Origin of the sequence: Comamonas sp. Tr-654 (assembly GCF_011752915.1) — a bacterium.
In the GTDB taxonomy this organism is placed as follows: domain Bacteria; phylum Pseudomonadota; class Gammaproteobacteria; order Burkholderiales; family Burkholderiaceae_C; genus Comamonas.
Genome location: NZ_VWWQ01000008.1, coordinates 59,446 through 82,665, shown reverse-complemented (window position 1 = coordinate 82,665; position 23,220 = coordinate 59,446). Strand labels below are relative to the sequence as shown.

Below are 23,220 nucleotides of genomic sequence, written 5' to 3'. Positions count from 1 at the left end.
TTCCAGAAAAACTTGTAAACAAACGTCAGATTTCGTGAATCTGAGTCATTCAAGCCATCAAAACGTAACACATCGTTAAAGATCAACTTCACAATCCCGTGGTTTTTCAACATAACCATCTAACCTCGGATTGTTGCTGTGTCTTACTGGTCGCCTGCAGGCCCCTCCGGTGAACGAATTCTCGTCATCGACGACAACGTGGCTGAACTAAAGATCCTGCTGGAATTGCTCAAAAGCAATGGCTATCGTCTTTCGGTTGCCATGGAAGGCATGCAAGGCTACCGCCGCGCCACGACTCAGCAATTTGAATTAATCCTATTGGACGTAAACATGGGCGACGTAGATGGATTTACCGCCTGCAGGCTACTCAAGGCAGATCCATCCACAGCAAACATTCCTGTAATTTTTGTGACTTCCTGCGCTTCGCCGCAGGAACGTCTCAGGGGATTGCAGCTGGGTGCCGTGGACTACATCCAGAAACCGTTCGACATCAACGAGGTTCTGGCGCGTGTGGAAATTCATCTGGCTTTGGCGCAGCGCCGAGCAAAACCGCAACAGGATGCTCAAACTCCGTCACAGTCGCCAGAGTCAGCCTCCGAGCCGGCGAAGCTCTCGGAGGCACTGAGCAGCGATCGCAATTTGACCCTGCTGCGGGCGGCCCAGCAACTGGTGCTGTCCGATCTGTCCAAGGTACCCACCCTGCCCGAACTGGCTGCCCAACTGGGCACCCACCAAAAGCGCTTGACACGGGTGTTCCAGACGCACACGGGCAACACAGTCTACAAGTTCATCCGGGAGGCTCGTCTTCACGAGGCCCAACGCATGCTTACCAGCTCTGCCATGCATATAGAAGAAGTGGCCGCAGCCATAGGATTTTCCAGTGCGGCCAATTTCTCCTCGGCTTTCCATTCCTACTTCGGCTGCACCCCGTCCGCCTTTCGGCGCTCATGCGCGAGCCCACAGCCATGAGGCAATGTATCCAGCTGCTTTGCAGCCTGTTGCTGTGGTGGGCAATCGATGCGAATGCCATTGAATTGGCTTCCCCTCAGCGCATTCAGACCAGCGATGTGATTCTGGGCCGCAAAGTCCTCGACAGCACGGTCGAGGTCTGGGAACGAGGTACAGCCAACGAAAACCCGCTCGAAGTGGCCGCAGTTTCTGGCGGCGAGGTCGACGGATTTCGCACCGTCAGCGCCAAGACGCTGGATGGGCGATTCGATATGAAAAATCTGTGGCTCAGGCTGACGCTGCACAACGATCTGCCCACTCCCCAGGCACTGCAACTGGCTCTGGGAGCGAGCTGGCTGCAGCACGTTAGCTTCTACGTCCTGCGCATACAGGAGGGCCAGGTTCGAGCCAGTCGGACGCTGGCAGGAATCAGCGACACCAACGAATCGCTGACCCGCGTGCCTCAAATTGCCATCAATCTCGCACCCGGAGAGACGCTACGCGTGCTGGTCCATGTCAACAGTCATGCGTCGAGCAAGCTCGAAGTCACTCTGCATACTGTGGATCAATGGCACATGATGGAGCGTGACTATGCCTTGTTCAGTGGCCTGCTGATAGGCAGCATTCTGGTTTTTGTGGTGTATTCGGCAGCTTTGTGGAGAATTTTGCGGGCCTCCATGATGGGATGGCAAACCCTGGGCCTGCTGCTGACCGCACTCTACGAGGCGACCTACCGAGGCTATGCACAAGTCATACTTTGGCCCAGCAGCACGCAATGGGGTTACCGTGCACATCACGTCCTGGTGGCGGGAATCGTGCTGAGCATATTGCTGTATCTGCGTGCACGTCTCGAAAAGACTCCAGAGTATCTGCCTTCAGCAGGAGTAGTCATGCTGAAGTTCATTGCCCTGCTGGAAAGCATGGTCCTGGTCGGTGCCCTCTGGGGGCCGTACGACTGGTTCGCACCTGTGGGCATCATCGTCGCGCCCCTGAGCCTGCTCACGATTCTGGCCTGCACCTATATCTACCATCGCAACGGTGGGCCAGGGGGCATGACGGCCTTGTTGCTGGTCTCCGTGCTGGCGTTTTGCGCGTTGCTGCGCGCCGCCGCTCTGCTTGTGCCCAATATCGCGGTGGTGCAGCTTCTCGAGCAATATGCGCTTGTGCTGCCGGCCCTCACGGTCGGCCTTTTCGTGATCACCAGCTGGGCCTATCAGCATTCCCATCAAAGGCATCAGGCACAACGCACATTGCTGCAATGGCAAAGCCAGCAGCAGGAACGCCTGGAACACGAGGTCGACTACAAGACGCGCGCTCTCAAGGAAGCTCTGGAGCAGGCGGAGCAGCGCTCGCTAGAACAGAAAGAACTGCTGGCCTATGTTAGCCATGATTTGCGAGCGCCAGTCTCTGCGATCATTGCCTATCTGCAGCTGATGCACCGGTCCCCGGACAAGGTTGACACGGATAAATTGGCGGCCATTGAAAGAAGCGCTGCTTACCAACTGGCATTGATAGACGAGCTGGTGGACTATGCCAAGGATGAATTGCAACCTCCTCTGGCATTGAATGAGCAATCGGTGGATCTGAGCGCTTTGCTCAACGATCTGACCAAGTACGCCCAGGCCCTGGCCCATCGCCAGCGCAATGCGTTTTCGCTGCAAATACAGAGCCTGCTACCCGCGCATATCTATCTGGACGGAAAGCGCCTGCAGCAAGCAGTGCTCAATCTCCTGTCCAATGCCGCGAAATTCACATTCGACGGCAACATTGACCTCAAGCTGCAGGCCAAATACCTTGGCCGCGAAAAATGGCATCTGCGCTTTGAAGTCAGCGACAGCGGCTCCGGCATCGATGAGGAAGTCCTCGTGGGAATCCAGAAATCGCTGGCAGCCAATCGCACCCACAGCAAGCGAGGGTTGGGACTGCTCATAGCACAACGCATCATTGAGAAAATGACCGGCCATCTATCGATTGACAGCCGTCCTGGACGCGGCACCAATGCGGTCTTCTTTCTAATGGTCAAACAGGTTGCTAATAGCCCGCTCTTCCAAGCCCTGATCTCACTGCCCGCATCCGATAGAGGCCATATGCCCGAGCCCATGCAGAAGCTGGAGGCTCTCCCCAAGAAACACAAGGACGAATTGGAACGGCTTGCAAGACATGGAAACTGGAGCGATTTGCACTCCTGGATTGATGCCATGGATAACGGAACGGACTATCCGGTTTTGATCAAGGCGGTCAGGCAAGCACTGGATGACCTTGACTTTGAGAAAATTGGAAACATTGCACGCAGTGCACCGCTACGGTAATTGAATAGCGCTTTCGCACAGAATCCATTCACACCGCGAGCCTTACATACAAATATATTCTCGGATATTCAGTACCACGGTGAGATAGTGCGGATGAAGTCTAAAGCGGCTTGGATCTTTCCCATTCCTCAAACATCGCCCGCAATGGTGTTTTCCACCTGAGCGCCTTCGAGTGCTTGCCGAAGTTGTAGCTTTGAGCGAATGCCTGGACATGCTCGCTTAGCTGCTCCAGGCCCTCACTCATAGGCCTTGATCGTGGACTTCTTGATGGCCCGATTCATGCGTTCGACCATGCCATTGGTCCAGAGATGGTGCAGCTTGGCATGCCCTTTTTCGATGCCGTTGAACTTGCAGAAGCCCTCGGAGATGTGAGCGATGCATGTGTCGGTGACGCCGCCTCTGAAGCGTTCCTGTCCCGTAAAGGCCATGTCGTTGTTCGTCAGAAGGGTATGTATGCGGTACGGGACAGCCACAAGCACCTGTCGAAGGAATTGTGCTGCATTGGCTTTCGTGGCACTGTCAAAGAACGCAACATGCGTGAATCTTGTGACGCGGTCTATGGCGACAAACATGTGCTGTTTGCCGCTGGAGACCTTCATTTCGGCGCTGTCGATGAATACGAAACCCGGAGTCGTTCTTCATACTTTCCGAGCCTTCGTGGCACCTGCGTTGCGGGCTGTCGACTGGTTGCGTGACGCTGCAGGCATCGATGCGAGGCGCTACGGCTGAGCTTGGGTACCGTCTCCAGGATGCCCCATGAGAGCGTCCAGCGACAGATGCGCTTGCTTACGCAATGCAATCGCCAAGTGTTCTTGCTCTCGGGAAAGAGGCTGGCTTGCTCTGGTCTTGGGGTTGATGCCGTAGAGCTTGGCCAAGGACCGGTGGGAGCCGATCGCTAGCTGGAGTTCTGCGCGGACGCGGCGTCGTGCGGGCGCTGCCATGCAGGCAGATTGCCATAGTGCTTTCTCCTGTTCCAGGCTGAAGAATGCGCCAGGACTTCCTGGCACCGCACATCTAAAAGTAGTGCCGTTGGTCGCATGAACCGCTCGGCGATGGGCCGGAGTCAACTATCTAGGCATAAGCCCCCGCCCATCTATATCCAGATTCGAAGCCTCAGCAGCACGAGGGCTCAACAAAAACCCCCGGCATTGCCGGGGTCGAGCGAGAACGCTGCCGAAGAAGCAGCTATCCGATGATCGCGTCTTACTTGCGTGGCAGAGCGTAGGCGATCACATAATCTCCGCGATCGGGAGAGTTGCGGGCACCGCCGGCCGATACCAGCACGAACTGCTGGCCGGTCACAGGCGACTGGTAGCTGATGGGCGTACCTTGGCTGCCCACTGGCAGACGGGCTTTCCAGGCTTCCTTGCCTGTGCCTGTGTCATAGGCGCGCAGATAGTAGTCCTGGGTGGCGGCGATGAATACCAGGCCACCTTGCGTGGCCATAGTGCCGCCGATGGTGGGCATGCCGATAGGAATGGGCAGGCCCATCTTGATGCCGAAGGGGCCGGTGTCCTTGACTGTACCCACAGGCACCTGCCAGGCAATTTTCTGGGTCTTGAGGTCCACAGCCGTCAGCGTGCCGAAGGGCGGCTTCTGGCAGGGGATGTCCAGCGGCGACATGAAACGCACCTTGGCGTTGATGGCGTAAGGCGTACCGTCCAGGGGCACGGGCTTGGTGATGGCCGCAGCTTCGTTACCGTCAGCCTTGACGCCTGCGTCTGCCGGATCGGCCTTGATCAGCTGTACTTCCAGACCCACGCGCATGTCGTTGATGAACAAGTAGTTGTTCGTGGGATCGACCGAGATGCCTCCCCAGTTCATGCCACCCAGCGAGCCAGGCAGGTTCAGGGAAGGATCAGTGCCCGGAGGCGTGAACAGTCCGGTGTAGCGCTTGGACTTGAACTTCACGCGGCACAGCAGTTGGTCGAAGGGCGTGGCACCCCACATATCCGACTCCTTCATATCGGCGGCACCGATGTTGGGCATGCCGACCGAGAAGGGCTGGGTGGGCGAATAGGTCTCGCCTTCGATGTTGCCGGCAGGAACGGGGCGCTCCTCGACCTTGGTCAGGGGCTTGCCGGTGGCGCGATCCAGAACAAAAATCTGGCCAGCCTTGGTCCCGAACACCATGGCGGGCGTGGTCTTGCCACCTTCACCAGGGAAGTCCACGAAGGAAGGCTGCATGGGCACGTCAAAGTCCCACAGGTCGTCATGCACGGTCTGGTAGACCCACTTCTCCTTGCCGGTGCTGGCATCCACGGCCAGCATGGAGGCGCCGTACTTGCGGTCCAGGGCCGTGTGCTTCACACCCCAGAGATCCACGGCCGCGCTGCCCACGGGCATGAACACGGTGTTGGACTGAGGGTCATAGGACATGGGAGCCCAGACGTTGGGCGTGGAGCGGGCGTAGGTCTTGCCTTCGGCCGGGGCGCTCTGGTCCTCGGGGTTGCCGGGGTCGAAAGCCCAGCGCAGCGCGCCGGTGACCACGTCAAAGCCGCGCACCACGCCGCCGGGCATGTCGGTGCTCACGTTGTCAGCCACACGGCCGCCGATCACGATGGTCGTGCCCGCCAGCGTGGGAGCCGAGGTGGGGTAGTACTGGCCCTTGTCGGCGCCCTTGCCCATGCCTGCGCGCAGGTCCACGCGGCCATGAGTGCCGAAGTCTTCGCAGAAGGCGCCAGTGTCGGCATCCAGGGCGATCAGCTCGGGGGCCACGCTATTCATCAGGATGCGGCGCTGGCAGGCAGCACCGGCTGGTACGGACACCGCCTTGACGGGAGTGGCGCCAGCCACGCTGGGCTGGGCCAGGGGCTGGGCGGCGTCAAAGTAGGCCAGGCCGCGGCAGCGCATCCACTTCTTCTGCTTGGCATTGATCTCGGTCTTCCAGAGTTCCTTGCCGGTTGTCGCATCCAAGGCGATCACATTGTTGTGAGGCGTGCAGACAAAGACCTGGTTACCGACCTGCAGGGGCGTCAGTTGGTCCTCTGCGCCGCCACCGCCAGGGCTCACGGGCACATCACCGGTCTGATAGGTCCATGCCAGCTGCAGGTCCTTGACATTGCTGCGTGTGATCTGATCCAGCGCCGCAAACCGCGTAGCGCCGGGGGTACTGCCATAGTGGGCCCAATCGGTGGGCGCCTGGCCGGCAGGCACGGGCTGCAGCACGGTGTCATCAGTCTTGGCTGCGACCGAGGCGTGAGGCAGGAACATGCCACCCACCGTGGCCAGGCAGGCCAGCGTCAAAACGCCGGCCACTGCGAGCGATGCTCCTCGCTGAGGCGACTGGGCATTGGCGCGGCGCAGCACGGGGAAAGCCAGAGCCACCAGGATTCCCAGGCCAGCCAGCAACAGCACGCGCGAGACCAAGGGCCAGAAATCCAGGCCCGCATCGATCAGAGCCCAGATCACGGTAGCCGCAAAGGTGGCTCCATAGATCATGGCGCCGCTGGAACGCAGACGCGCCAACTGGACGCCAGAAGCCACCAGTGCCAGGCCGCTCAGCAAAAAGTACCAGCTGCCCTTCAGGGTAACGAGCTGGTAGCCATAGAACGCGAAGAACAGACCTGCTGCCAGGAGGCACAGACCTAGAACGAGCAAACACACCTTGGCAGCCAAGGAGGGTGGCGTTTGTTGTTTTTCCATTTTTACATCCGATTGGGTGTGCGAGGCGCCGCATTGCTGCCGGGTAGGCAGCGGGCTGGTCTCGGCGATTGACCGCTCGCACAAGCTTTGAGAGCTCGGCATTGATCCACATCAAGTTCCGATGGGCGGATTATTGCGCCCTAGTGAAAACAATTATTGATGAAGTGAGATTAACGTGATAGGGAATACTACGTAGAATCACTGCCGCAGCAAGTACAGACTCAGGCCATCTTTCCCAGGTCTGGAGCCTGCGAGCAATCAAATCATCGCCAACACTGCCCCCTTGCCATCGAACTGCGGGTATTTGGGACCTGCCCACATACGGTTTCCAGATTGCCTGGTGACGATCATCCGCCTTATGACTGGGGCAACCAGCTTCGGGAGGGGCTGCTGCTCCCCAACAGCAGCCGCAAGAATGCCATGTGAATTTAGCGAGTCAGTCTCAGCATTTCAGTGATCAGATCGGATTTACCTTCAAATCCAATGCCGGGGAGCTGAGGGAGCGTCACATAGCCGTTCTCCACTTTCACGCCATCCGGAAAGCCTCCATAGGGCTGGAACAGGTCCGGATAGCTTTCGTTGCCGCCGAGCCCCAGACCCGCAGCGATGGCGAGTGACATCTGATGCCCGCCATGTGGAATGCAGCGACTGGGAGACCAGCCGTTTTCCTTGAGCATGTCCAAGGTGCGCAGATACTCCACCAGGCCGTAGCTGAGGGCACAGTCAAACTGCAGGAAGTCGCGCTCGGGGTTCATGCCGCCGTGGCGGATCAGGTTGCGGGCATCCTGCATTGAGAACAGGTTCTCCCCCGTAGCCATTGGCCCTTTATATACCTCGCCCAGCTTCGCCTGCAACTCGTAGTCAAGAGGGTCGCCGGCCTCCTCATACCAGAACAGCGGATACTGGGACAGAGCTCTGCCATAGTCGATTGCGGTATTCAGATCGAAGCGCCCATTGGCGTCCACTGCCAGTTGCTGCCCTGGGCCCAGGATTTTCAGTACTGACTCGATACGTTCGCAGTCCTCGGCAATGCTGGCACCGCCAATTTTCATCTTGACGACCGAGTATCCGCGGTCAAGATAGCTTTCCATCTCTTGCCTGAGCTTGTCCAGGCCCTTGCCGGGGTAGTAATAGCCGCCGGCAGCGTATACGAAAACGCGCGGGTTGGCGGCTGCGGTTCCGTAGCGCTGCGCGAGCAGCTGAAACAGTGGCTGGCCTTCGATCTTTGCGACCGCATCCCAGACGGCCATATCGATGGTTCCGACAGCCACCGATCGCTCTCCATGGCCACCGGGCTTCTCGTTGGTCATCATGCAAGCCCAGATTTTGTGGGGATCCAGGTTTTCTCCAGAGTCGTCAATCAGACTGGCCGGATTCGCTTCGAGGACACGGGGGATGAACCGATCGCGCATCAGCGCGCCTTGACCATAGCGACCATTGGAGTTGAAGCCGTAGCCGATAACGGGTTTGCCGTCGCGAATCACGTCCGTGACCACGGCCACCAGGCTCAGGGTCATCTTGGAGAAGTCGATGTAGGCGTTACGGATATCGGATTTGATGGGGCGCGTGGATTCAATGATGTTGACGATTTTCATGATGGCTTTTCCAAGTGGACTTTGACGTCATTGCGACAGGGACGAACCGCCGCAAATGTTGAAGTTCTGGCCTGTGATGGCCGCAGCTGCAGGGGATAGCAGATAGGCGACCATGGAAGCGATTTCCTGTGGCTCTACCAGGCGACCGATGGGTGGAACACGTGGTGCACTTCCTGCTCGGGCCGGGTCCTTGAGCATGGGCGTGGCCGTTGCGCCAGGAGAGACGACGTTGACCGTGACGCCCTTCGGAGCAACCTCCACCGCCCAGCTGCGAGCCAGCGCAATGACCGCAGCTTTGGTGGCTGCATATTGGCCGCGCCCGGGCAGGCCTTGAGCGACCCTGCTGCCGATAAAGACCACGCGACCAAACCCGCGCTCCACCATTGCAGGAACCAATAGGTCAGCCAACTGGGACGCCGCCCCCACATGGATCTGCCACATCAATTCACCGGCTTCGACATCCAGCTTGCCAAGTGGTGCAACCCGAAGCACCCCTGCGGCATGCACCAAGGCATCCACATCTGCCAGAATCGACGCAATGGAGCGGGTCTGGACCTGACCGCTCAGATCCAGCCGGTGATGGACGAACGAGTTGTGCGTAATCGTAGGCGGGGAAAGGTCAAGCCCGGTTACGCGCCAACCTGCGCCGAGCAAGTCTTCACAGATGGCTTTTCCGATGCCACCGCTGCTCCCCGTGACAACGGCATGGCCTTGCTGGGAGCTATTCGACACGGATCTTCCCCTCGGAAACGATCTTCTGTGAGCGTTCCATGTCCAGCTTCTGAAACTTGATGAAATCTTCGGCCGTACCAGCAGTGGTCAGAATGCCTTGCTCTTTGAGCTTTTCCTTCATCTCGCCGGCCAGCGCCCGATTGACCTCGACATTGAGCTTCTTGGTGACATCGGCAGGCAGCTTTGCAGGACCCCATAGTCCATACCAGCTGTAGAACTCGTATCCGGGAATGCTCTCACCCACCGTGGGCACATCGGGCAGGCTGGCTGCACGCTCAGCCGACGTAACGGCCACAACGCGTAGCATGCCGCTCTTGTGGTACTGCAGCGAGCCCAGAATGGGGTCGATGAATCCGTCTATCTGGCCACCGATCAGATCCTGAAATGCAGGTGCCGTGCCCTTGTAGGGCACGATCATGTAATCCAGCTTGCCCGCACGTTTGAGCAGCTCTGTAGATAGGTGTCCCGCCGAGCCGATCGAGCCCACGGCGAACGTCATCTTCCCAGGATGCTCCTTGGCGTAAGTGATCAATGACTTGATGTCCGTGATGGGCAGTCTTTTGTTGACTGCAACAGACAAGGGTGCTTTGGCGACCAGCGCCACCGGAGTGAAGTCCCTCTCCACCGAATAGGGAACAGACTTCATCGTCATGGGGGCAGTGGTGAAGGTTGATGCATTGAATAACAGGGTGTAGCCATCAGCCGGCGCCTTTGCCACGACATCACCTCCTATCACCCCATTGCCGCCGGGACGGTTTTCGATGATGAATGGCTGCCCCATCTGCTCGCTGAGCTTCTGTGCCAGTTGCCGGCCCACGGTATCCAGAGTGCCACCCGGTGGAAACGGGATCACGACCTTGACAGCCTTGGAAGGGTAGCTTTGAGCCGAAGCGATGCCAGCCATTGCCATGAATATGGCTCCCATGGCGAGCTCAGTGAAAATTCTGCGTTGCATGTTCTTTGTCTCCTGCCGTTCTTAGGAAAGTCCATGGCCGTGGCCGCATAACGGTCCACGGCAGCGAAATCGCTATCAGCGCTTGAGCAGTCCTGCCTGCGCTACGGCTGCACGCAATGCAGCGGTCTCCTTTTCGTTGGGCGCTTCAGTGGGCGGGCGTACGATGGCGTCATCAATCACGCCGGCCAGATACATGCCCTCCTTCATGCGGGCATGCGCCTCGCCGGTCGGCTCGCCACCGCCGTACACGGCGTCCTTGAGGGGGGTGATGACTGCCTGCACTTCCATGGCCTTCTTCAGGTCACCGGCTTTGACGGCATTCCACAGATCAATAATGAGCTGAGGAATGAAGGTAGCGAATCCGACCAACGCACCATCGACGCCTTGAACCATGGAGGCGAGCAGATATTCGTCGTGGCAGGTCAGGATGGCCTTGCTCGAATCCGCATCCCGGATGGCCTGAATGTCGCGCGCATACTTATTCATGTCTCGCTGACCGACCTTGAATGCCTGTACGTACGGCAACCGCGCCAAAGTGGCGAGAAGCTGCGAAGAGTAGGAGGCTCTTGTCCAGGCAGGATAGACATGGCAGACCAGGTCCAGGTCGGGAGCTGCCTTGTGAATGGCTTCGAAATACTGGAGTGCATGTTCCGGGATAAATCCGAAGCGCAGCCAGTGATGAGGTGGCATCACATCCAGAGCCACGGCACCCGCCTCCCGGGCAGCCCTTGCATGTTCGGCGGCTTCTTTGAGGCCTTCGCACACAATGGATGAAATGACAGGCAGGCGGCCTTTGAGCTCGTCGGCAACAATGCGAGTCACCTCGGCGCGCTCCGAGGGCGTCAGGGCGAACACTTCCCCTGTGTGCCCGTTGGTCATGATTGCGACCACTCCATCATGGCCGGCAAGCCAGGATGCAAGCTTTCGCAGAGCCGCCTCATCGATCTTGTGATCCGAAGTGAAGGGGCAAGAGATGGCGGGGATGATCCCTTTGTAGTTGGCTATCGATGGCATGTATAGTCTCCAGGCGTCGGCCTTGTTGATCTGAGACGCCATCATTTCTGAGAGTGCCAATCAGCACCAATACTAGAAATGCATACAACTATCTATTTCTTAGAACCCAACGAGTGCAGAGCATGGGACCAGGCAATCGCAACCTCGATCTAGAGTGGTTGGAAGACTTCATCGCACTTGCCGAAAGCGGCAATTTTTCACGCGCGGCAGAAGTTCGGGCGATCGCCCAACCGGCCTTCAGTCGCCATATTCGTGGACTCGAAGAATGGGTGGGAGTGGATCTTTTCGACCGAAGCGCACACCCAGCGGCGCTGACCGCCGCAGGCCAGAGGTTTCTGCCTTTGCTGGAAGGGGTGCTTGCAGACCTTGAGGCTGCTCGGATCAAAGCTCGTGCGGCGCATGACCAAGAGGAATCCACATTGAGGTTTGCCGCAACGCATGTGCTGTCACTGACTTTTTTCCCTCAGTGGCTGGCGAGCATTGAGTCACGGCTGCACATCGGCTCCTTGCAGACGATGTCTGACAGTTCTCGCAGCTGTGAATTCCTGATGTTTCAGAGGAAGGTTCAGTTTGTGCTGTGCCATGGGCACAAGAGCGCGCCTGGCAGGCTTGATGAGCAAGACTACCCCATGCTCCTTCTGGGTCGAGACTTGCTGGTGCCAGTGTGCGTGCCACACCCCGACGGCACAATGGGCAAGGCTCTATACGCTATCGGCAACGCGCCGCCGCTTCCCATGCTCGCATACAGCGAGGACTCAGGTCTGGGACGGATCATGAGATCGCTGCTGCGACCCAATACGCCGCAGAGCGGCAGAAACACCTCCGAAGCGGATCTTCAGGAGGTATTCACTGCGCATCATGCCGTGCTTCTGAAAACGATGGCCTTGGAAGGGCGCGGAATTGCCTGGCTTCCCCAGTCTTTGATCAAGGCCGAGTTGGCGAATGGATTATTGGTGCGGGCAGGGCCGGAGACTTGGAGCATCCCCGTCGAGATACGCATGTACAGGCAACGCTCAGAGATGTCGGAAAAGGCCGAGGCCTTGTGGGAGCTAGCCAGGATGCAAGTGGTCGAGTGACTGCAACCATTCATGGTTGCGGCACTGCCAATGAATCAGCGACGACACAAGTACCACACCACCGCAGCCGGGAAATTCGCACGGATGCCAAGTCACTGTCACGACTATCTTGGCCCTGAACCTCAACTATTCCGGATAAATAAGTTCCAAACACAGGCCTAGCATCCATGCGCCTTCCAGAGTATCACTTGCGCGGCCCTGTCAAATCAAAGTCGCAAACACGATATCAACCCAATAAAAACAAAAACTTAAGATCTTTCGCACTCCCTATTTCTGCCCACTTATATGTCCTTGGGAGCAGCCAAAAGCCGGTCTCATCTTCAAAGGATGGATGTTATTTGGCACTCGCTACCAAAGGCGCAGTGTCTGATAGAGGCTGTCTGCAGTCGCCCAATTCAAAGATGCCGATGACTGCTAACACCTGAAAACAGTCATCGGAGAAGCGACTGTCTTGGCGCCCTGAATGACTGCTATGAGGCGGTAACCGGTAGTTCGACCAGCGGCCATGAGCAGCAGCAACCGCTGCAGAGCAGACCTTTCATGACGAAACATGTACCGCAGCAATGGGGCGTTTGCTGCCGGTGGTCAGAACAAGCAGGCCGGTCATCGCGTAGTGGAATGATGGTCTATTAAGGCCAGCACCCGCACCTCGCATGTTCTTGCGGTTCCAGATAGCAAGAACGCAGTGCCACAGTGGTATTCATGGGCAGCGAATCCCGCTGCACGCAGCGCGTGTGCTGCAGCCGCTCTTGTCTCTGGCGCTAAAACGATGACACACAGGGACGCTGGGTCCCCGGCTCTCGATTCACGATGGTGTTCATTTGCACGAAGGCCTTCTGATCGAAAAATCTGCTTCATGCCTCACCATAAAGTGCGCACGACTTCGCTTCGACGCTCTTTTGGAGAGTTGACATCCCTGAGCTTCAATAGCCGTTGGAGGCGGCAGCCATCGCAGTAGTGGTTCTGCGAGACGATTTACCTGCATGCTGAGGCCTCGAATTCATCATCGATAGATTCGATGATGAAGACCAATTCCTTTCAATCTGGATGGTAGTCAGACACCAGATACTTCATCCATCGCAGCAAGGAAGCCATGAAGAATCAAGGCAGAAAGCTGAGTCTCTTTAGTGTGAATACCATCGATTGAAAGAACTGAAACCATGTCCAACGCCAACGCCTCCATCGCCCGCCCCGTCGCCGTCGCCAAGCCCGGTGCCAAGCTGCTCAACCCCCATGACCACACGCTGATCATGATCGACTTTCAGTCGCAGATGGCTTTTGCCACGCACTCCATCGATCCCGTGCAGCTGCGCTCCAACGCCGCCCTGGTCGCTTCGGCTGCAGCAGGCTTCGGTGCCTCCACCATCCTGACCACGGTGGCGGAAAAAAGCTTCTCCGGCCCCATGTTCGAGGAAGTGACCGCGCCTTTCCCCGGCCAGGCCCTGCTGGATCGCACCTCGATGAACACCTGGGAAGACCAGGCCGTGATCGACAAGGTCAACGAGATCGGCAAGCCCCGCATCGTGCTGGCCGGCCTGTGGACCAGCGTTTGCATCGTCGGCCCGGCCCTGTCGGCCCTGGACCAGGGGTTTGAAGTCTTCGTGATCGCCGATGCCTGTGGCGACATCTCCACCGAAGCGCACAACCGCGCCATGGACCGCATGGTGCAGGCCGGCGCCCAGCCCATCACGTCGCTGCAATACCTGCTGGAAATGCAGCGCGACTGGGCCCGCACCGAGACCTATGACATGACCACGGGCGTCGCCAAGAAACTGGGCGGTGGCTACGGCATCGGCATCACCTACGCCAAGACCATGTTCGGCACCCACGAAGGCTGATCCCTCGTTCCCCTGACCACCACCGGAGCACACACCATGAGCACCCTCATCACCACCGACGGCGTCGAGATCTTCTTCAAGGACTGGGGTCCCAAAGACGGCCAGCCCATCATGTTCCACCACGGCTGGCCCCTATCCTCGGATGACTGGGATGCGCAGATGCTGTATTTCGTACAGCGGGGCTTCCGCGTCGTGGCCCATGACCGACGCGGCCATGGGCGCTCTGCCCAGGTCAGCGAAGGCCATGACATGGACCACTACGCGGCCGATGCCTTTGCCGTGGTCGAGCACCTGGACCTGCGCAATGTGGTGCACGTAGGCCACTCCACGGGCGGTGGCGAGGTGGCGCGTTATGTGGCGCGCCATGGCCAGCCCGCAGGCCGGGTCGCCAAGGCCGTGCTGGTGGCGGCCGTGCCGCCCCTGATGCTCAAGACAGAGGCCAATCCCGAAGGCCTGCCGCTGGAGGTGTTCGATGGTTTTCGTGCCGGCGTGGCCGGCAACCGGGCTCAGATGTTCCTGGACGTGCCGGCCGGCCCCTTCTACGGCTTCAACCGGCCCGGCGCCACCGTGCACCAGGGAGTCGTCCAGAACTGGTGGCGCCAGGGCATGATGGGCAGTGCCAAGGCCCACTACGAAGGCATCAAGGCTTTCTCGGAAACAGACCAAACCGAGGATCTGAAAGCCATCACCGTGCCCACCCTGGTGCTGCACGGCGACGACGACCAGATCGTGCCAATTGCCGATGCCGCGCTGAAGGCCGTGAAGCTGCTTCCCAACGGCACGCTCAAGGTGTACCCCGGCTATTCGCACGGCATGCTCACGGTCAATGCCAACGAGCTGAACGCCGACATCCTGGCCTTTATCCAGGGCTGAGCATCTAGTGGCTGTGGCGGTGCAGACCTTCAAGCACCGCCGCCGTCTTCATCATTGAGTAGGTCTGTGGGAGACAAGCCGGCAACTAAGCACTAGATACTGGTAGTACAGAGGTCAGCTTAGGGTCGTGAGCAGTCCTCGACCGTTGGCTGCTTCCGACTGTGTCCGACTGTGGATTCAAATGGTCAGTACAAGCAGACCGCTCATCTCGTATCGGAATGATGGTCAACTAACACCAGCGCTCGCAAAAAACACCGCGTGTACAAAAAAAGAGGCGTCACCCGGGTGACGGTCGATTGGTAACTATCAGAAATACAGTTCATCCAACCTATTGCAAGCCATATCCCATTAAGAGATCCACATGCTGCTCGTTTCGAATCTTGCCGTCGCCGTAGTTGCCCTGATCCATGCTTACATCCTTGTCCTTGAAATGTTCTTGTGGACAAAGCCGGCAGGACGAAAAGCATTTGGTTTGACGCATGAATTTGCGGTGCAAACAAAGGTCCTTGGAGCAAATCAGGGGCTTTACAACGGCTTCTTGTCCGCCGGTCTAATCTTTGGTTTGGCTCAAGGATCTGATGGTTTTGCATTCAAGGTATTTTTTCTAGTTTGCGTCCTTGTCGCAGGGGTCTTTGGGGCAGCCACAGCAAGCAAGAAAATCTTGGTTGTACAGGCTGTTCCTGCAGCTATCGCTATTGCTCTAGTCGCACTGGCTTAGCGTGAGACACACTGTTGCCATACGAAGATGTGCTTGAGAAGGCGTTGTTGCAGAATCAGTGAGCCAAACGGCACCAGACCTTAGCTATTGCTGACCTTCAGGTAGTACAGCCCCACAAGCAAACCAGTTTAGTCAAAGATGCTAGGACTTGGTGGCGTCGCCTCTCGCCAGCGGATGCGATGCTCGACAGCGGATGTGGTAGCCAGGGTAGATTCAACCGGTCGATGCAACACACTCGTTAAACATCTCAGCCCAGGTTTTGTACCCCAAGGTTTTTCTGGGCAGTCCGCTTAACGTTCTTGCAATCGCATCCAACTCATCCTGCGAGCAGCCTTGGAGGTAGGTGCCACACTAAATCGCTTTCGCCCTGCCTTCTCCAATTCTTGATCCCAGATCAAGGAGCAATGAAGCTCTTGCCGCAAAGTTCGTGTAAGCCTAGCCAGTCAAGGCTATCCCTGTGGCGATATCGACTGAGCTCAGTCTCAGGCCCATTGAAGCTTGGATCAGCCCCCGGTAGGCATCAAGACATAGCCATTTCCGCAGCATGGGTCATGCTCACCAAATAAATAGACGACCGGTCTATTCTTATAATCACGCACATGATCCTCAGCAAAAAGGCCGAAGCGACTCGTCAGCATATTCTCGATACCGGGTATCGATTGGTGCTGCACAAGGGCTTTGCAGGTCTGGGCCTGCTCGAAATTCTTAAAGCCTGCAACGTACCCAAGGGTTCGTTCTACCACTACTTCTCGTCAAAGGAAGCCTTTGGCTGCGTGCTGCTACAGCAGTATGTGGAAAGCTACGGACACAAGCTCAATGACTTGCTCGGCGAAGCCGGCAATGGTCGTGAGCGAATGATGCGGTATTGGGATGCCTGGATTTCAGCACCCAGCAATCCCACGCTTGGATGGGCCGAAGAATGCCTAGTGGTGAAGCTCGCTGCCGAAGTGGCCGACCTCTCCGAAGACATGCGTCTGGTGCTCGACACCGGCGTGCAGCGCCTGCTGGCGAGAATCGCTGCGCTGATCGACGAGGCCCGTGAAGATGGGTCCTTGCCCGCTGGGAAGCCGTCTCCTGCGCTTGCCCGCACGCTGTATCAAATGTGGCTAGGGGCAGCGCTTCTGGCCAAGTTGAGTCAGAAAAAATTACCGTTGCTGGAGGCACGCGATACCACCGAGCAGTTGCTGACTTGCACCTCGGCATCCTGAGTCACATAAGCCAAGAGCCACTGTATTTCCGACACCGAAGGAGTCATTGATGAAAGTTCTGTTTGTACTCACGTCCCACGACAAGCTGGGCGACACCGGTCACAAGACGGGGTTCTGGTTGGAGGAATTCGCAGCCCCCTACTACGCATTGAAAGATGCAGGAGCCATGATTACGCTGACCTCGCCTGCTGGAGGTCAACCGCCTTTGGACCCGAAAAGCGATGAGCCCGCAGCCCAGACTTCTGCCACCGAGCGGTTTCGCCAGGACACCGAAGCGCAGGCAGCTCTGGCTTCGACAGTACCTCTGAATCAGGTCAGCGCCACCGATTTCGATGCTGTGTTCTATCCTGGCGGCCATGGCCCCTTGTGGGACCTGGCCAACGATCCCAACTCCATTGCTCTGCTGCAGGCCTTCGCGCGTGCCGGCAAGCCACTCGCCCTCGTCTGCCATGCGCCAGGCGCTCTGATCAATGTCCGATCCGCTGATGGACAACCATTGGTTGCCGGTCGTCATGTCACAGGCTTTACAAACAGCGAAGAAGCAGCAGTCGGCCTGACCACCGTCGTACCCTTTCTTATCGAAGACGAGTTAATGCGATTGGGCGCTCGCTATGAGAAAGCACCGGATTGGCAGGTGCATGTAGTCACGGATGGACGCCTGATCACGGGACAGAATCCGGCCAGCTCCGAGGGCGTGGCCCACGCCTTGTTATCCATGCTCGCTCATCAGGAGAAATAAGTCATGCGCAGTGCTATTCATACCACTTTTGGCGAACCTTCTGAGGTTCTCGAGCTCATAGATCGTCCCATCCCACAACCAGGTCCCGGTGAAGTGCGCATCAAGACCTCGCTGGCGCCAATCCACAATCATGACCTCTGGACGATCCGCGGCAGCTATGGTTACAAGCCTGAACTTCCCGCTATTGGCGGCAGCGAGGCCGTGGGCATAGTCGATGCGCTGGGTGAAGGTGTTGTAGGCCCGACAGTGGGACAGCGGGTCGCCGTAGCGGGAGTCCACAACACCTGGGCGGAATACTTTCTTGCCCCTGCCAATGTGCTGGTGCCGATGCCACCAACTATTCCCGATGAAGCCGCAGCGCAAATCATTGCCATGCCACTCAGCGCATTGATGTTGCTGGAGTTTCTCAATGTCGAGTCAGGACAATGGATCGTGCAGAACACGGCGAATGGCGCGGTCGGAAAGACTTTGGCAATGTTGGCGAAAGCACGCGGTGTGCACGTCTTGAACCTGGTTCGGCGCGATGCAGGTGTACAGGAGCTTGCCGCCCTGGACATCGGCAATGCCTTGTCCACTGCACAACCAGACTGGCAGGAACGCGCTCGCTCCATTCTTGGCGGCTCGCTGGCTCGTGCGGCCGTGGACTCCATTGGAGGCTCCTCCAGTGCATCCCTGCTCGGTCTATTGGGTGAGAAAGGCACCCTGGTTTCCTTTGGCACCATGGCCGGTGAGCCCATGCAGATCGACTCCGGATCTCTGATCTTCAAGCAAGCGACGGTGAAGGGCTTCTGGGGTAGCAAGGTCAGCCAAGCCATGACGCCTGACAACAAACAGCGCTTGATTGGCGAACTGCTGCAGCGGGTATTGTCGGGTGAGCTCAAACTCCCGGCAGAAGCTATTTTCGATCTCAATGATGCTGCTCAAGCAGCAGTCGCAAGCTTGCAGCCGGGCCGCAAAGGGAAGGTCTTGCTAAGGCCCTAAAAGCCGCTAACACAACCTTTGATACGTCGTTTCCGCGCCTTTTCGTACGCATGTACTGCTTGCGGATTCGCGCCTCGCCTCAAATGTAAATCTGCGGTTTGCTGGGGTGTGTTAGCTACTCTAAGTCTTATAAATAGGCATTTCATTGCCTTGAAGACTAATAAATCAAATGACTTATTGCTCTCATTTTTCTATTGAATGAAGACATTGCCATAAGTGATTTGACGCAGCTTGGGCCTGCGATTGAAATGCAAGACGATGACCATCGAGCAGATGGTGAAGAGCTTGCGATGCACGAACAAAAAATTGCCTTCTACAAAGGTCCAGCTGGTGGTTGGGGCGCACTCAACAGCGTGAAGAACACCTTGCTGCGCCAAGACATTCCGCTCAAAGGTGCGAAAACACTGCTGTCGGCCAATCAGCCCGATGGCTTTGATTGCCCGGGCTGCGCATGGCCTGACCGCAACCATGCATCGACGTTTGAGTTTTGTGAAAACGGCGTGAAGGCGGTTGCTGCCGAAGCGACAGCGCGCCGCGCAGGCCCAGAGCTGTTTGCCCGCTACACGGTGAGTGAGTTGGCGGCGTACAGTGACCATTGGCTTGAAGACCAAGGCCGCCTGACTGAACCCATGGTGTATGACGCAGCCAGTGACCGCTACCAGCCCATTGCCTGGGACGAGGCCTTTGCCATCATCGCCAAACACCTGAATGCGCAGCCGGACCCGAACCAAGCCATCTTCTACACCTCAGGCCGGGCCAGCAATGAGGCGGCGTTTCTCTACCAGCTGTTTGTGCGTGAGTACGGCACCAACAACTTCCCCGACTGCTCCAACATGTGCCACGAGCCCAGTGGCACCGCCATGCGCGAGCAGTTGGGTGTGGGCAAGGGGACGGTGGAGCTGGTTGATTTTGAAAAGGCGGATGCCATTTTCATCTTCGGCCAGAACCCCGGCACCAACCACCCGCGCATGTTGGCTGAGCTGCGTGCGGCGCACAAACGCGGGGCTCGCATTGTCAGCTTTAACCCGCTGCGCGAGCGTGGGCTTGAGCGCTTTGCTGACCCGCAAGACAAGCTCGAGATGGCGACTCTGGGTTCATCGCCAATCAGCACGCATTACTTTCAGCTGCGCATTGGCGGGGACTTGGCTGCATTGAGCGGTATGGTCAAACATGTGCTGGAGCAAGAAGCCGAGCGCGGTAATGTACTGGATCACGCATTTATTGCCGAACATGCAGTGGGCTTGAGCGAGCTGCAAGCCAGCGTGCAGGCTGAGCGCTGGGAGGCGCTTGAAGAAGCCTCTGGCCTGACCCAAGCGCAGATGCGGGCTGCTGCCGACATTTACTTGGGTGCCCAAAGCGTGATTGCCTGCTGGGGCATGGGCATTACACAGCACACGCATTCGGTTGCCACCATTCAGATGATTAACAATCTGCTGCTGCTGCGCGGCCATATTGGCCGCCCCGGCGCCGGGCCTTGCCCGGTGCGCGGGCATAGCAATGTGCAAGGTGATCGCACCATGGGCATTTGGGAAAAGCCGCCAGCAGCCTTGCTCGACCGCATTCGTGATGTGTATGGTTTTGAGCCGCCGCGTGCAGATGGCGTAGATGCAGTGGAAGCCATCAAGCAAATGCGCGCAGGCCAAGGCAAGGTGTTTTTTGCCTTGGGTGGCAACTTTGCGGCGGCAACACCTGATACCTATGAGACATGGAAGGCGCTGCAGCGCTGCGACTTGACGGTGCATGTCACCACCAAGCTCAACCGCAGTCATGTGGTGCATGGCAGGCAGGCGTTGATCTTGCCTTGCTTGGGCCGCACCGAGATTGATATGCAAGGCGGCCAGCCTCAGGGCGTAACGGTGGAAGATTCAATGAGCATGGTGCATATCTCCATGGGCATTAATCCTCCTGCATCGCCACATTTGCTGTCTGAGCCTGCCATCGTGGCACGCTTGGCGCATGCCACCTTAGGGGCGCGCAGCCGCATTGATTGGCTGGGTTTGGCGCAGGATTACGCGCTGATTCGCGATGAGATTGAAAAAGTCTTCCCAGACTTTGCCAACTTCAACCAAAGAGTGGCTGCGCCCGGCGGCTTTCGCCTGCGCAATACGGCCAGTGAGCGCGTGTGGCAAACGGCAACAGGCAAGGCCTCATTTTTTGCCCACGCTGTACCTACAGAAACGGCGCAGCAGCGTGCGCAAAAACGTGTGCCAGAAAAGCGCGTTTTTACTTTGCAAACCACGCGCTCGCATGATCAGTACAACACCACCATCTACGGCATGGACGACCGCTATCGCGGTGTTTACGGCCAGCGCCGCGTGCTGTTCATCAATGCTGAAGACATCAAAGCGCTGGGCATGAGGGATGGTGATTGGGTCAACATCCAAACCGTGTGGGACGACGGGCAAGAGCGCCGCGCTGATGGTTTCAAGCTAGTGGCCTATGACACGCCACGCGGTAATTTAGCGGCTTACTACCCTGAAACCAACCCCTTGGTGCCGTTGACCGCCGTGGCGATGCGGGCGGGAACACCTGCTTCTAAATCAATTCCTGTGATCTTGGAGCTGACGAAGGCTCCTGCTCCAGATGCAGCACATGCCTGACGATTTGCCGTTAGCCACACGCCTGCTACTGACGCTGGCTCAGTTGCAGGGCTCTAGCTTAGACGCGGTTTCATTGCCGCGTCTGGGCAAGCATTTGGGGCAAAGTGCCAGTGTGCTGATGCGTGAGTTGAGTGCGCTGGGTGATGCGGAGCTGGGCGGCGCGCGCGGCCCCGGCTGGGTACAGATCCACAATGTAGAAGGACACTGGCGTGCCAGCCTAACGGAGGCTGGCCGTGCTGTCGTGCTGGAGTTGCAGGCGGGTTTTATTTCGAGCGGCTAACACAACCGATCCACGAAGCGTGCACAGATAATCGCAGCGGCCAGTTTCAGCAACGCTTCGTGGATGTCTCGTCGCCTTTCAAAGCGAATGCGCAGCTTGCAAACCATCCGTGTGTTCTCTCCACGACCCAGCGATGTTTGCCCAGCTTTTCGCTGCTCTCGACTCTTGGACGTACGCCGAACCGAAGCGCTAGCGACTTGAAGGCAATCCGGCACCCTCAAAAAAACCATGGGAGCGCCTGCTGAGCGCGGGCGAGTTTACGACTTTAGTTCTGCTCCATCATCCCCGGCAAACCCGCATGGATGCTAGGCCTGTCGAATTAAAGTCGTAAACGCGATATCAACTCATTAAAAACAAATACTTATAGGTTTCCAGATTTGAATCACCCAGGCTTTGAACTGCCCCGGAAGTTGGCCGATTTCAGCCCTCAGATGTGCCGCCTCACTGGGAACCCTGGGCGCCGCTAGCATCGTTTGGGAGCTGCCCGCATCGCCGCAACTCTGCAAAGAGGAAATCGGAACCAGGCTGGCAAATTTTCTCTCTGCCTCTCGCAATTCAGGCCATCCTCGGGAAAACCGGGACTGCCTCTAGGCAGGTACAGATGCCCGGTCTATTTTTTGAGCTTAGGAGGCAGTCCACCAAGCCCCTCCTCTATAAAGACGGTGATATCAAATCAGGGCACTAGGTCGCTATCTAGAGCCAGTAGCAATGGCTGGCGCAGATCATGTGGTGGCAGGTCTTGCAATTGCGCAGAAGTCAGCAGACGTCTCAGGTCTTCATCAGCCTGTACCTGCCCCAGGGTCTCGAACTCCAGCCTCGCGATTTGCCCCGAAGACGTGACCCATACTTGCAACTGCAATGGTGAGGCCGCATGCCAGCCATGCGAGTGACGCTCCTGCATCCAGGACTGCAGGCGCAGAGCTGCCGGATTGTCTGTATCACTAAGGCAATGCTGCAGCTGCATGCTGATTCGCTGGGCATAACTCATCCAGCTTTGAGGCACTGCAGAGGCTGACGTCTGTGCCAACCCCTGGCTTGCAGACAAAGACAGCCCCAACCCCATGCCAGTAAGCACACGGCCTAGGAGCAGGTGAAACCTGGCTTTAGCAAGTCTAAGGTGCTTGAGCATGATGTTTGGCCTGACGTTTGAGGTCAGCCAATCAGGCTGCAGCTTCCTCGGCTTCAGCTTCTTGCGCAGCTTGTTCCTGCAATGCAGCAGGCTTGAAATTGCGCAGGTGCTGGAAGAACTGGCCCATCATCTGGCTCCACAGTTGCAGCATGACGGTCAGGTGCGCCGGTGTCACACCGCCTGTAGCCAACACGTCCATTTCCAGAACAACAAAGTCGCCGTGCTGAGCCACACGCGCAAAGCGCTTGCTGCGATGCCAGTCGGTCATCAAGCTTTCAGGGAGAGTACCGCCTTCGACGCGTAACGGGCAGCTCAAAGTCAAATCCAAGTATTCCTGTTCCTTCAAGGGGTTGCCCCACAGCACCTGAAAGCCAATGCCCTGACTGGCACTGTGCAGGCGTAGCACGCCCTCATGCTCCACAACTGTCACGGCGCAGCCTGCGGCCTTGATGGCCTGTGCCACCTGGTCAGCGTTCATGGAAAACAGCAACTCGTTGCTGGCGATGGATGTGGGGCTTGTGTTTTCTGGTTTACCCATGATGGACGTCCTTGTTAGAAGAAAAAAGTGGTTAAAGGAATC

General features: G+C 57.6%; 19 protein-coding genes and 1 pseudogene. 11 read left to right on the top strand and 9 right to left on the bottom strand.

Going from position 1 to position 23,220, the window contains the following annotated elements; all coding sequences use genetic code 11:
• Nucleotides 1-138: 138 nt before the first annotated feature.
• Entirely contained in the window at nt 139-969 is an 831-nt protein-coding gene (locus tag F3J24_RS21725; RefSeq protein WP_167010604.1) for a DNA-binding response regulator, read from the top strand.
• Nucleotides 966-3,257, top strand: coding sequence for a sensor histidine kinase (locus tag F3J24_RS21720; RefSeq protein WP_167010602.1), 2,292 nt, complete (start codon nt 966-968; stop codon nt 3,255-3,257). Before F3J24_RS21725 ends, F3J24_RS21720 begins: the two co-directional genes overlap by 4 nt.
• A gap of 236 nt (nt 3,258-3,493) precedes the next feature.
• Here F3J24_RS21720 and F3J24_RS25010 read toward each other — a convergent pair whose 3' ends face one another.
• The 6 genes from F3J24_RS25010 to F3J24_RS21690 all read right to left on the bottom strand — a co-directional run bounded on the left by F3J24_RS25010 (nt 3,494) and on the right by F3J24_RS21690 (nt 11,198).
• On the bottom strand, nt 3,494-3,856 hold the full coding sequence (locus F3J24_RS25010; RefSeq protein ID WP_240154431.1) for a hypothetical protein: 363 nt from the start codon (nt 3,854-3,856) through the stop codon (nt 3,494-3,496).
• 604 nt (nt 3,857-4,460) lie between these two features.
• Entirely contained in the window at nt 4,461-6,902 is a 2,442-nt protein-coding gene (locus F3J24_RS21710; protein WP_167010600.1) for a membrane-bound PQQ-dependent dehydrogenase, glucose/quinate/shikimate family, read from the bottom strand.
• A 428-nt stretch (nt 6,903-7,330) separates the two neighbouring features.
• Nucleotides 7,331-8,497, bottom strand: coding sequence for a mandelate racemase/muconate lactonizing enzyme family protein (locus F3J24_RS21705; RefSeq protein WP_167010598.1), 1,167 nt, complete (start codon nt 8,495-8,497; stop codon nt 7,331-7,333).
• Nucleotides 8,498-8,524: 27 nt separating this feature from the next.
• A complete protein-coding gene (locus F3J24_RS21700) occupies nt 8,525-9,229 on the bottom strand; it encodes an SDR family oxidoreductase (protein ID WP_167010596.1) in 705 nt (234 codons plus the stop codon).
• Nucleotides 9,219-10,184 (bottom strand): tripartite tricarboxylate transporter substrate binding protein, encoded by a 966-nt coding sequence (locus F3J24_RS21695; RefSeq protein ID WP_167010594.1) that lies wholly within the window; start codon nt 10,182-10,184, stop codon nt 9,219-9,221. The genes F3J24_RS21700 and F3J24_RS21695 overlap by 11 nt, the downstream gene beginning before the upstream one ends.
• Before the next feature lie 75 nt (nt 10,185-10,259).
• Complete coding sequence (locus F3J24_RS21690) at nt 10,260-11,198, bottom strand: dihydrodipicolinate synthase family protein (protein ID WP_167010592.1); 939 nt, start codon at nt 11,196-11,198, stop codon at nt 10,260-10,262.
• Nucleotides 11,199-11,320: 122 nt separating this feature from the next.
• On the opposite strand from F3J24_RS21690, the gene F3J24_RS21685 reads away from it, so the two are divergent.
• The 9 genes from F3J24_RS21685 (at nt 11,321) to F3J24_RS21645 (ending at nt 21,511) form a co-directional block, all read left to right on the top strand.
• Entirely contained in the window at nt 11,321-12,274 is a 954-nt protein-coding gene (locus F3J24_RS21685; RefSeq protein WP_167010590.1) for a LysR family transcriptional regulator, read from the top strand.
• A gap of 1,160 nt (nt 12,275-13,434) precedes the next feature.
• Nucleotides 13,435-14,112 carry an isochorismatase family protein gene (locus tag F3J24_RS21680; RefSeq protein WP_167010588.1) on the top strand — a complete coding sequence of 226 codons (678 nt, stop codon included), beginning with the start codon at nt 13,435-13,437 and terminating at the stop codon, nt 14,110-14,112.
• Between the two features lie 36 nt (nt 14,113-14,148).
• Nucleotides 14,149-14,985, top strand: coding sequence for an alpha/beta fold hydrolase (locus F3J24_RS21675; RefSeq protein ID WP_167010586.1), 837 nt, complete (start codon nt 14,149-14,151; stop codon nt 14,983-14,985).
• Between the two features lie 361 nt (nt 14,986-15,346).
• Nucleotides 15,347-15,703 carry a DUF1304 domain-containing protein gene (locus tag F3J24_RS21670; RefSeq protein WP_167010584.1) on the top strand — a complete coding sequence of 119 codons (357 nt, stop codon included), beginning with the start codon at nt 15,347-15,349 and terminating at the stop codon, nt 15,701-15,703.
• Between the two features lie 599 nt (nt 15,704-16,302).
• Nucleotides 16,303-16,911: a TetR/AcrR family transcriptional regulator gene (locus tag F3J24_RS21665; protein WP_167010581.1), complete on the top strand. Its 609-nt coding sequence runs from the start codon at nt 16,303-16,305 to the stop codon at nt 16,909-16,911.
• Nucleotides 16,912-16,960: 49 nt separating this feature from the next.
• Entirely contained in the window at nt 16,961-17,650 is a 690-nt protein-coding gene (locus F3J24_RS21660) for a type 1 glutamine amidotransferase domain-containing protein (RefSeq protein WP_167010579.1), read from the top strand.
• 3 nt (nt 17,651-17,653) lie between these two features.
• The gene (locus F3J24_RS21655; RefSeq protein ID WP_167010577.1) at nt 17,654-18,631 is read left to right on the top strand and encodes a zinc-binding dehydrogenase; all 978 of its coding nucleotides are present in this window, start codon (nt 17,654-17,656) and stop codon (nt 18,629-18,631) included.
• Nucleotides 18,632-18,921: 290 nt separating this feature from the next.
• Complete coding sequence (locus F3J24_RS21650) at nt 18,922-21,231, top strand: FdhF/YdeP family oxidoreductase (RefSeq protein ID WP_167010808.1); 2,310 nt, start codon at nt 18,922-18,924, stop codon at nt 21,229-21,231.
• Complete coding sequence (locus F3J24_RS21645; RefSeq protein WP_240154430.1) at nt 21,224-21,511, top strand: hypothetical protein; 288 nt, start codon at nt 21,224-21,226, stop codon at nt 21,509-21,511. The genes F3J24_RS21650 and F3J24_RS21645 overlap by 8 nt, the downstream gene beginning before the upstream one ends.
• On the opposite strand, the pseudogene F3J24_RS21640 reads toward F3J24_RS21645, so the two are convergent.
• The 3 genes and pseudogenes from F3J24_RS21640 to F3J24_RS21630 form a co-directional block, all read right to left on the bottom strand.
• Nucleotides 21,508-21,662: pseudogene (locus tag F3J24_RS21640) on the bottom strand (IS5/IS1182 family transposase); the annotation flags it as partial. The gene F3J24_RS21645 and the pseudogene F3J24_RS21640 overlap by 4 nt on opposite strands.
• A 522-nt stretch (nt 21,663-22,184) precedes the next feature.
• Nucleotides 22,185-22,640: a hypothetical protein gene (locus F3J24_RS21635; protein ID WP_167010575.1), complete on the bottom strand. Its 456-nt coding sequence runs from the start codon at nt 22,638-22,640 to the stop codon at nt 22,185-22,187.
• 31 nt (nt 22,641-22,671) lie between these two features.
• Complete coding sequence (locus F3J24_RS21630; RefSeq protein WP_167010573.1) at nt 22,672-23,178, bottom strand: YbjN domain-containing protein; 507 nt, start codon at nt 23,176-23,178, stop codon at nt 22,672-22,674.
• Nucleotides 23,179-23,220: the final 42 nt, after the last annotated feature.

Coding starts and splice junctions, on each gene's coding strand:
- F3J24_RS21660 (WP_167010579.1), top strand. CDS start 16,961: ATGAAAGTTCTGTTTGTACTCACGTCCCACGACAAGCTGGGCGACACC.
- F3J24_RS21710 (WP_167010600.1), bottom strand. CDS start 6,902: ATGGAAAAACAACAAACGCCACCCTCCTTGGCTGCCAAGGTGTGTTTG.
- F3J24_RS21630 (WP_167010573.1), bottom strand. CDS start 23,178: ATGGGTAAACCAGAAAACACAAGCCCCACATCCATCGCCAGCAACGAG.
- F3J24_RS21690 (WP_167010592.1), bottom strand. CDS start 11,198: ATGCCATCGATAGCCAACTACAAAGGGATCATCCCCGCCATCTCTTGC.
- F3J24_RS21665 (WP_167010581.1), top strand. CDS start 16,303: ATGATCCTCAGCAAAAAGGCCGAAGCGACTCGTCAGCATATTCTCGAT.
- F3J24_RS21670 (WP_167010584.1), top strand. CDS start 15,347: ATGCTGCTCGTTTCGAATCTTGCCGTCGCCGTAGTTGCCCTGATCCAT.
- F3J24_RS21685 (WP_167010590.1), top strand. CDS start 11,321: ATGGGACCAGGCAATCGCAACCTCGATCTAGAGTGGTTGGAAGACTTC.
- F3J24_RS21720 (WP_167010602.1), top strand. CDS start 966: ATGAGGCAATGTATCCAGCTGCTTTGCAGCCTGTTGCTGTGGTGGGCA.
- F3J24_RS25010 (WP_240154431.1), bottom strand. CDS start 3,856: ATGAAGGTCTCCAGCGGCAAACAGCACATGTTTGTCGCCATAGACCGC.
- F3J24_RS21655 (WP_167010577.1), top strand. CDS start 17,654: ATGCGCAGTGCTATTCATACCACTTTTGGCGAACCTTCTGAGGTTCTC.
- F3J24_RS21675 (WP_167010586.1), top strand. CDS start 14,149: ATGAGCACCCTCATCACCACCGACGGCGTCGAGATCTTCTTCAAGGAC.
- F3J24_RS21705 (WP_167010598.1), bottom strand. CDS start 8,497: ATGAAAATCGTCAACATCATTGAATCCACGCGCCCCATCAAATCCGAT.
- F3J24_RS21695 (WP_167010594.1), bottom strand. CDS start 10,184: ATGCAACGCAGAATTTTCACTGAGCTCGCCATGGGAGCCATATTCATG.
- F3J24_RS21650 (WP_167010808.1), top strand. CDS start 18,922: ATGCACGAACAAAAAATTGCCTTCTACAAAGGTCCAGCTGGTGGTTGG.
- F3J24_RS21680 (WP_167010588.1), top strand. CDS start 13,435: ATGTCCAACGCCAACGCCTCCATCGCCCGCCCCGTCGCCGTCGCCAAG.
- F3J24_RS21645 (WP_240154430.1), top strand. CDS start 21,224: ATGCCTGACGATTTGCCGTTAGCCACACGCCTGCTACTGACGCTGGCT.
- F3J24_RS21635 (WP_167010575.1), bottom strand. CDS start 22,640: ATGCTCAAGCACCTTAGACTTGCTAAAGCCAGGTTTCACCTGCTCCTA.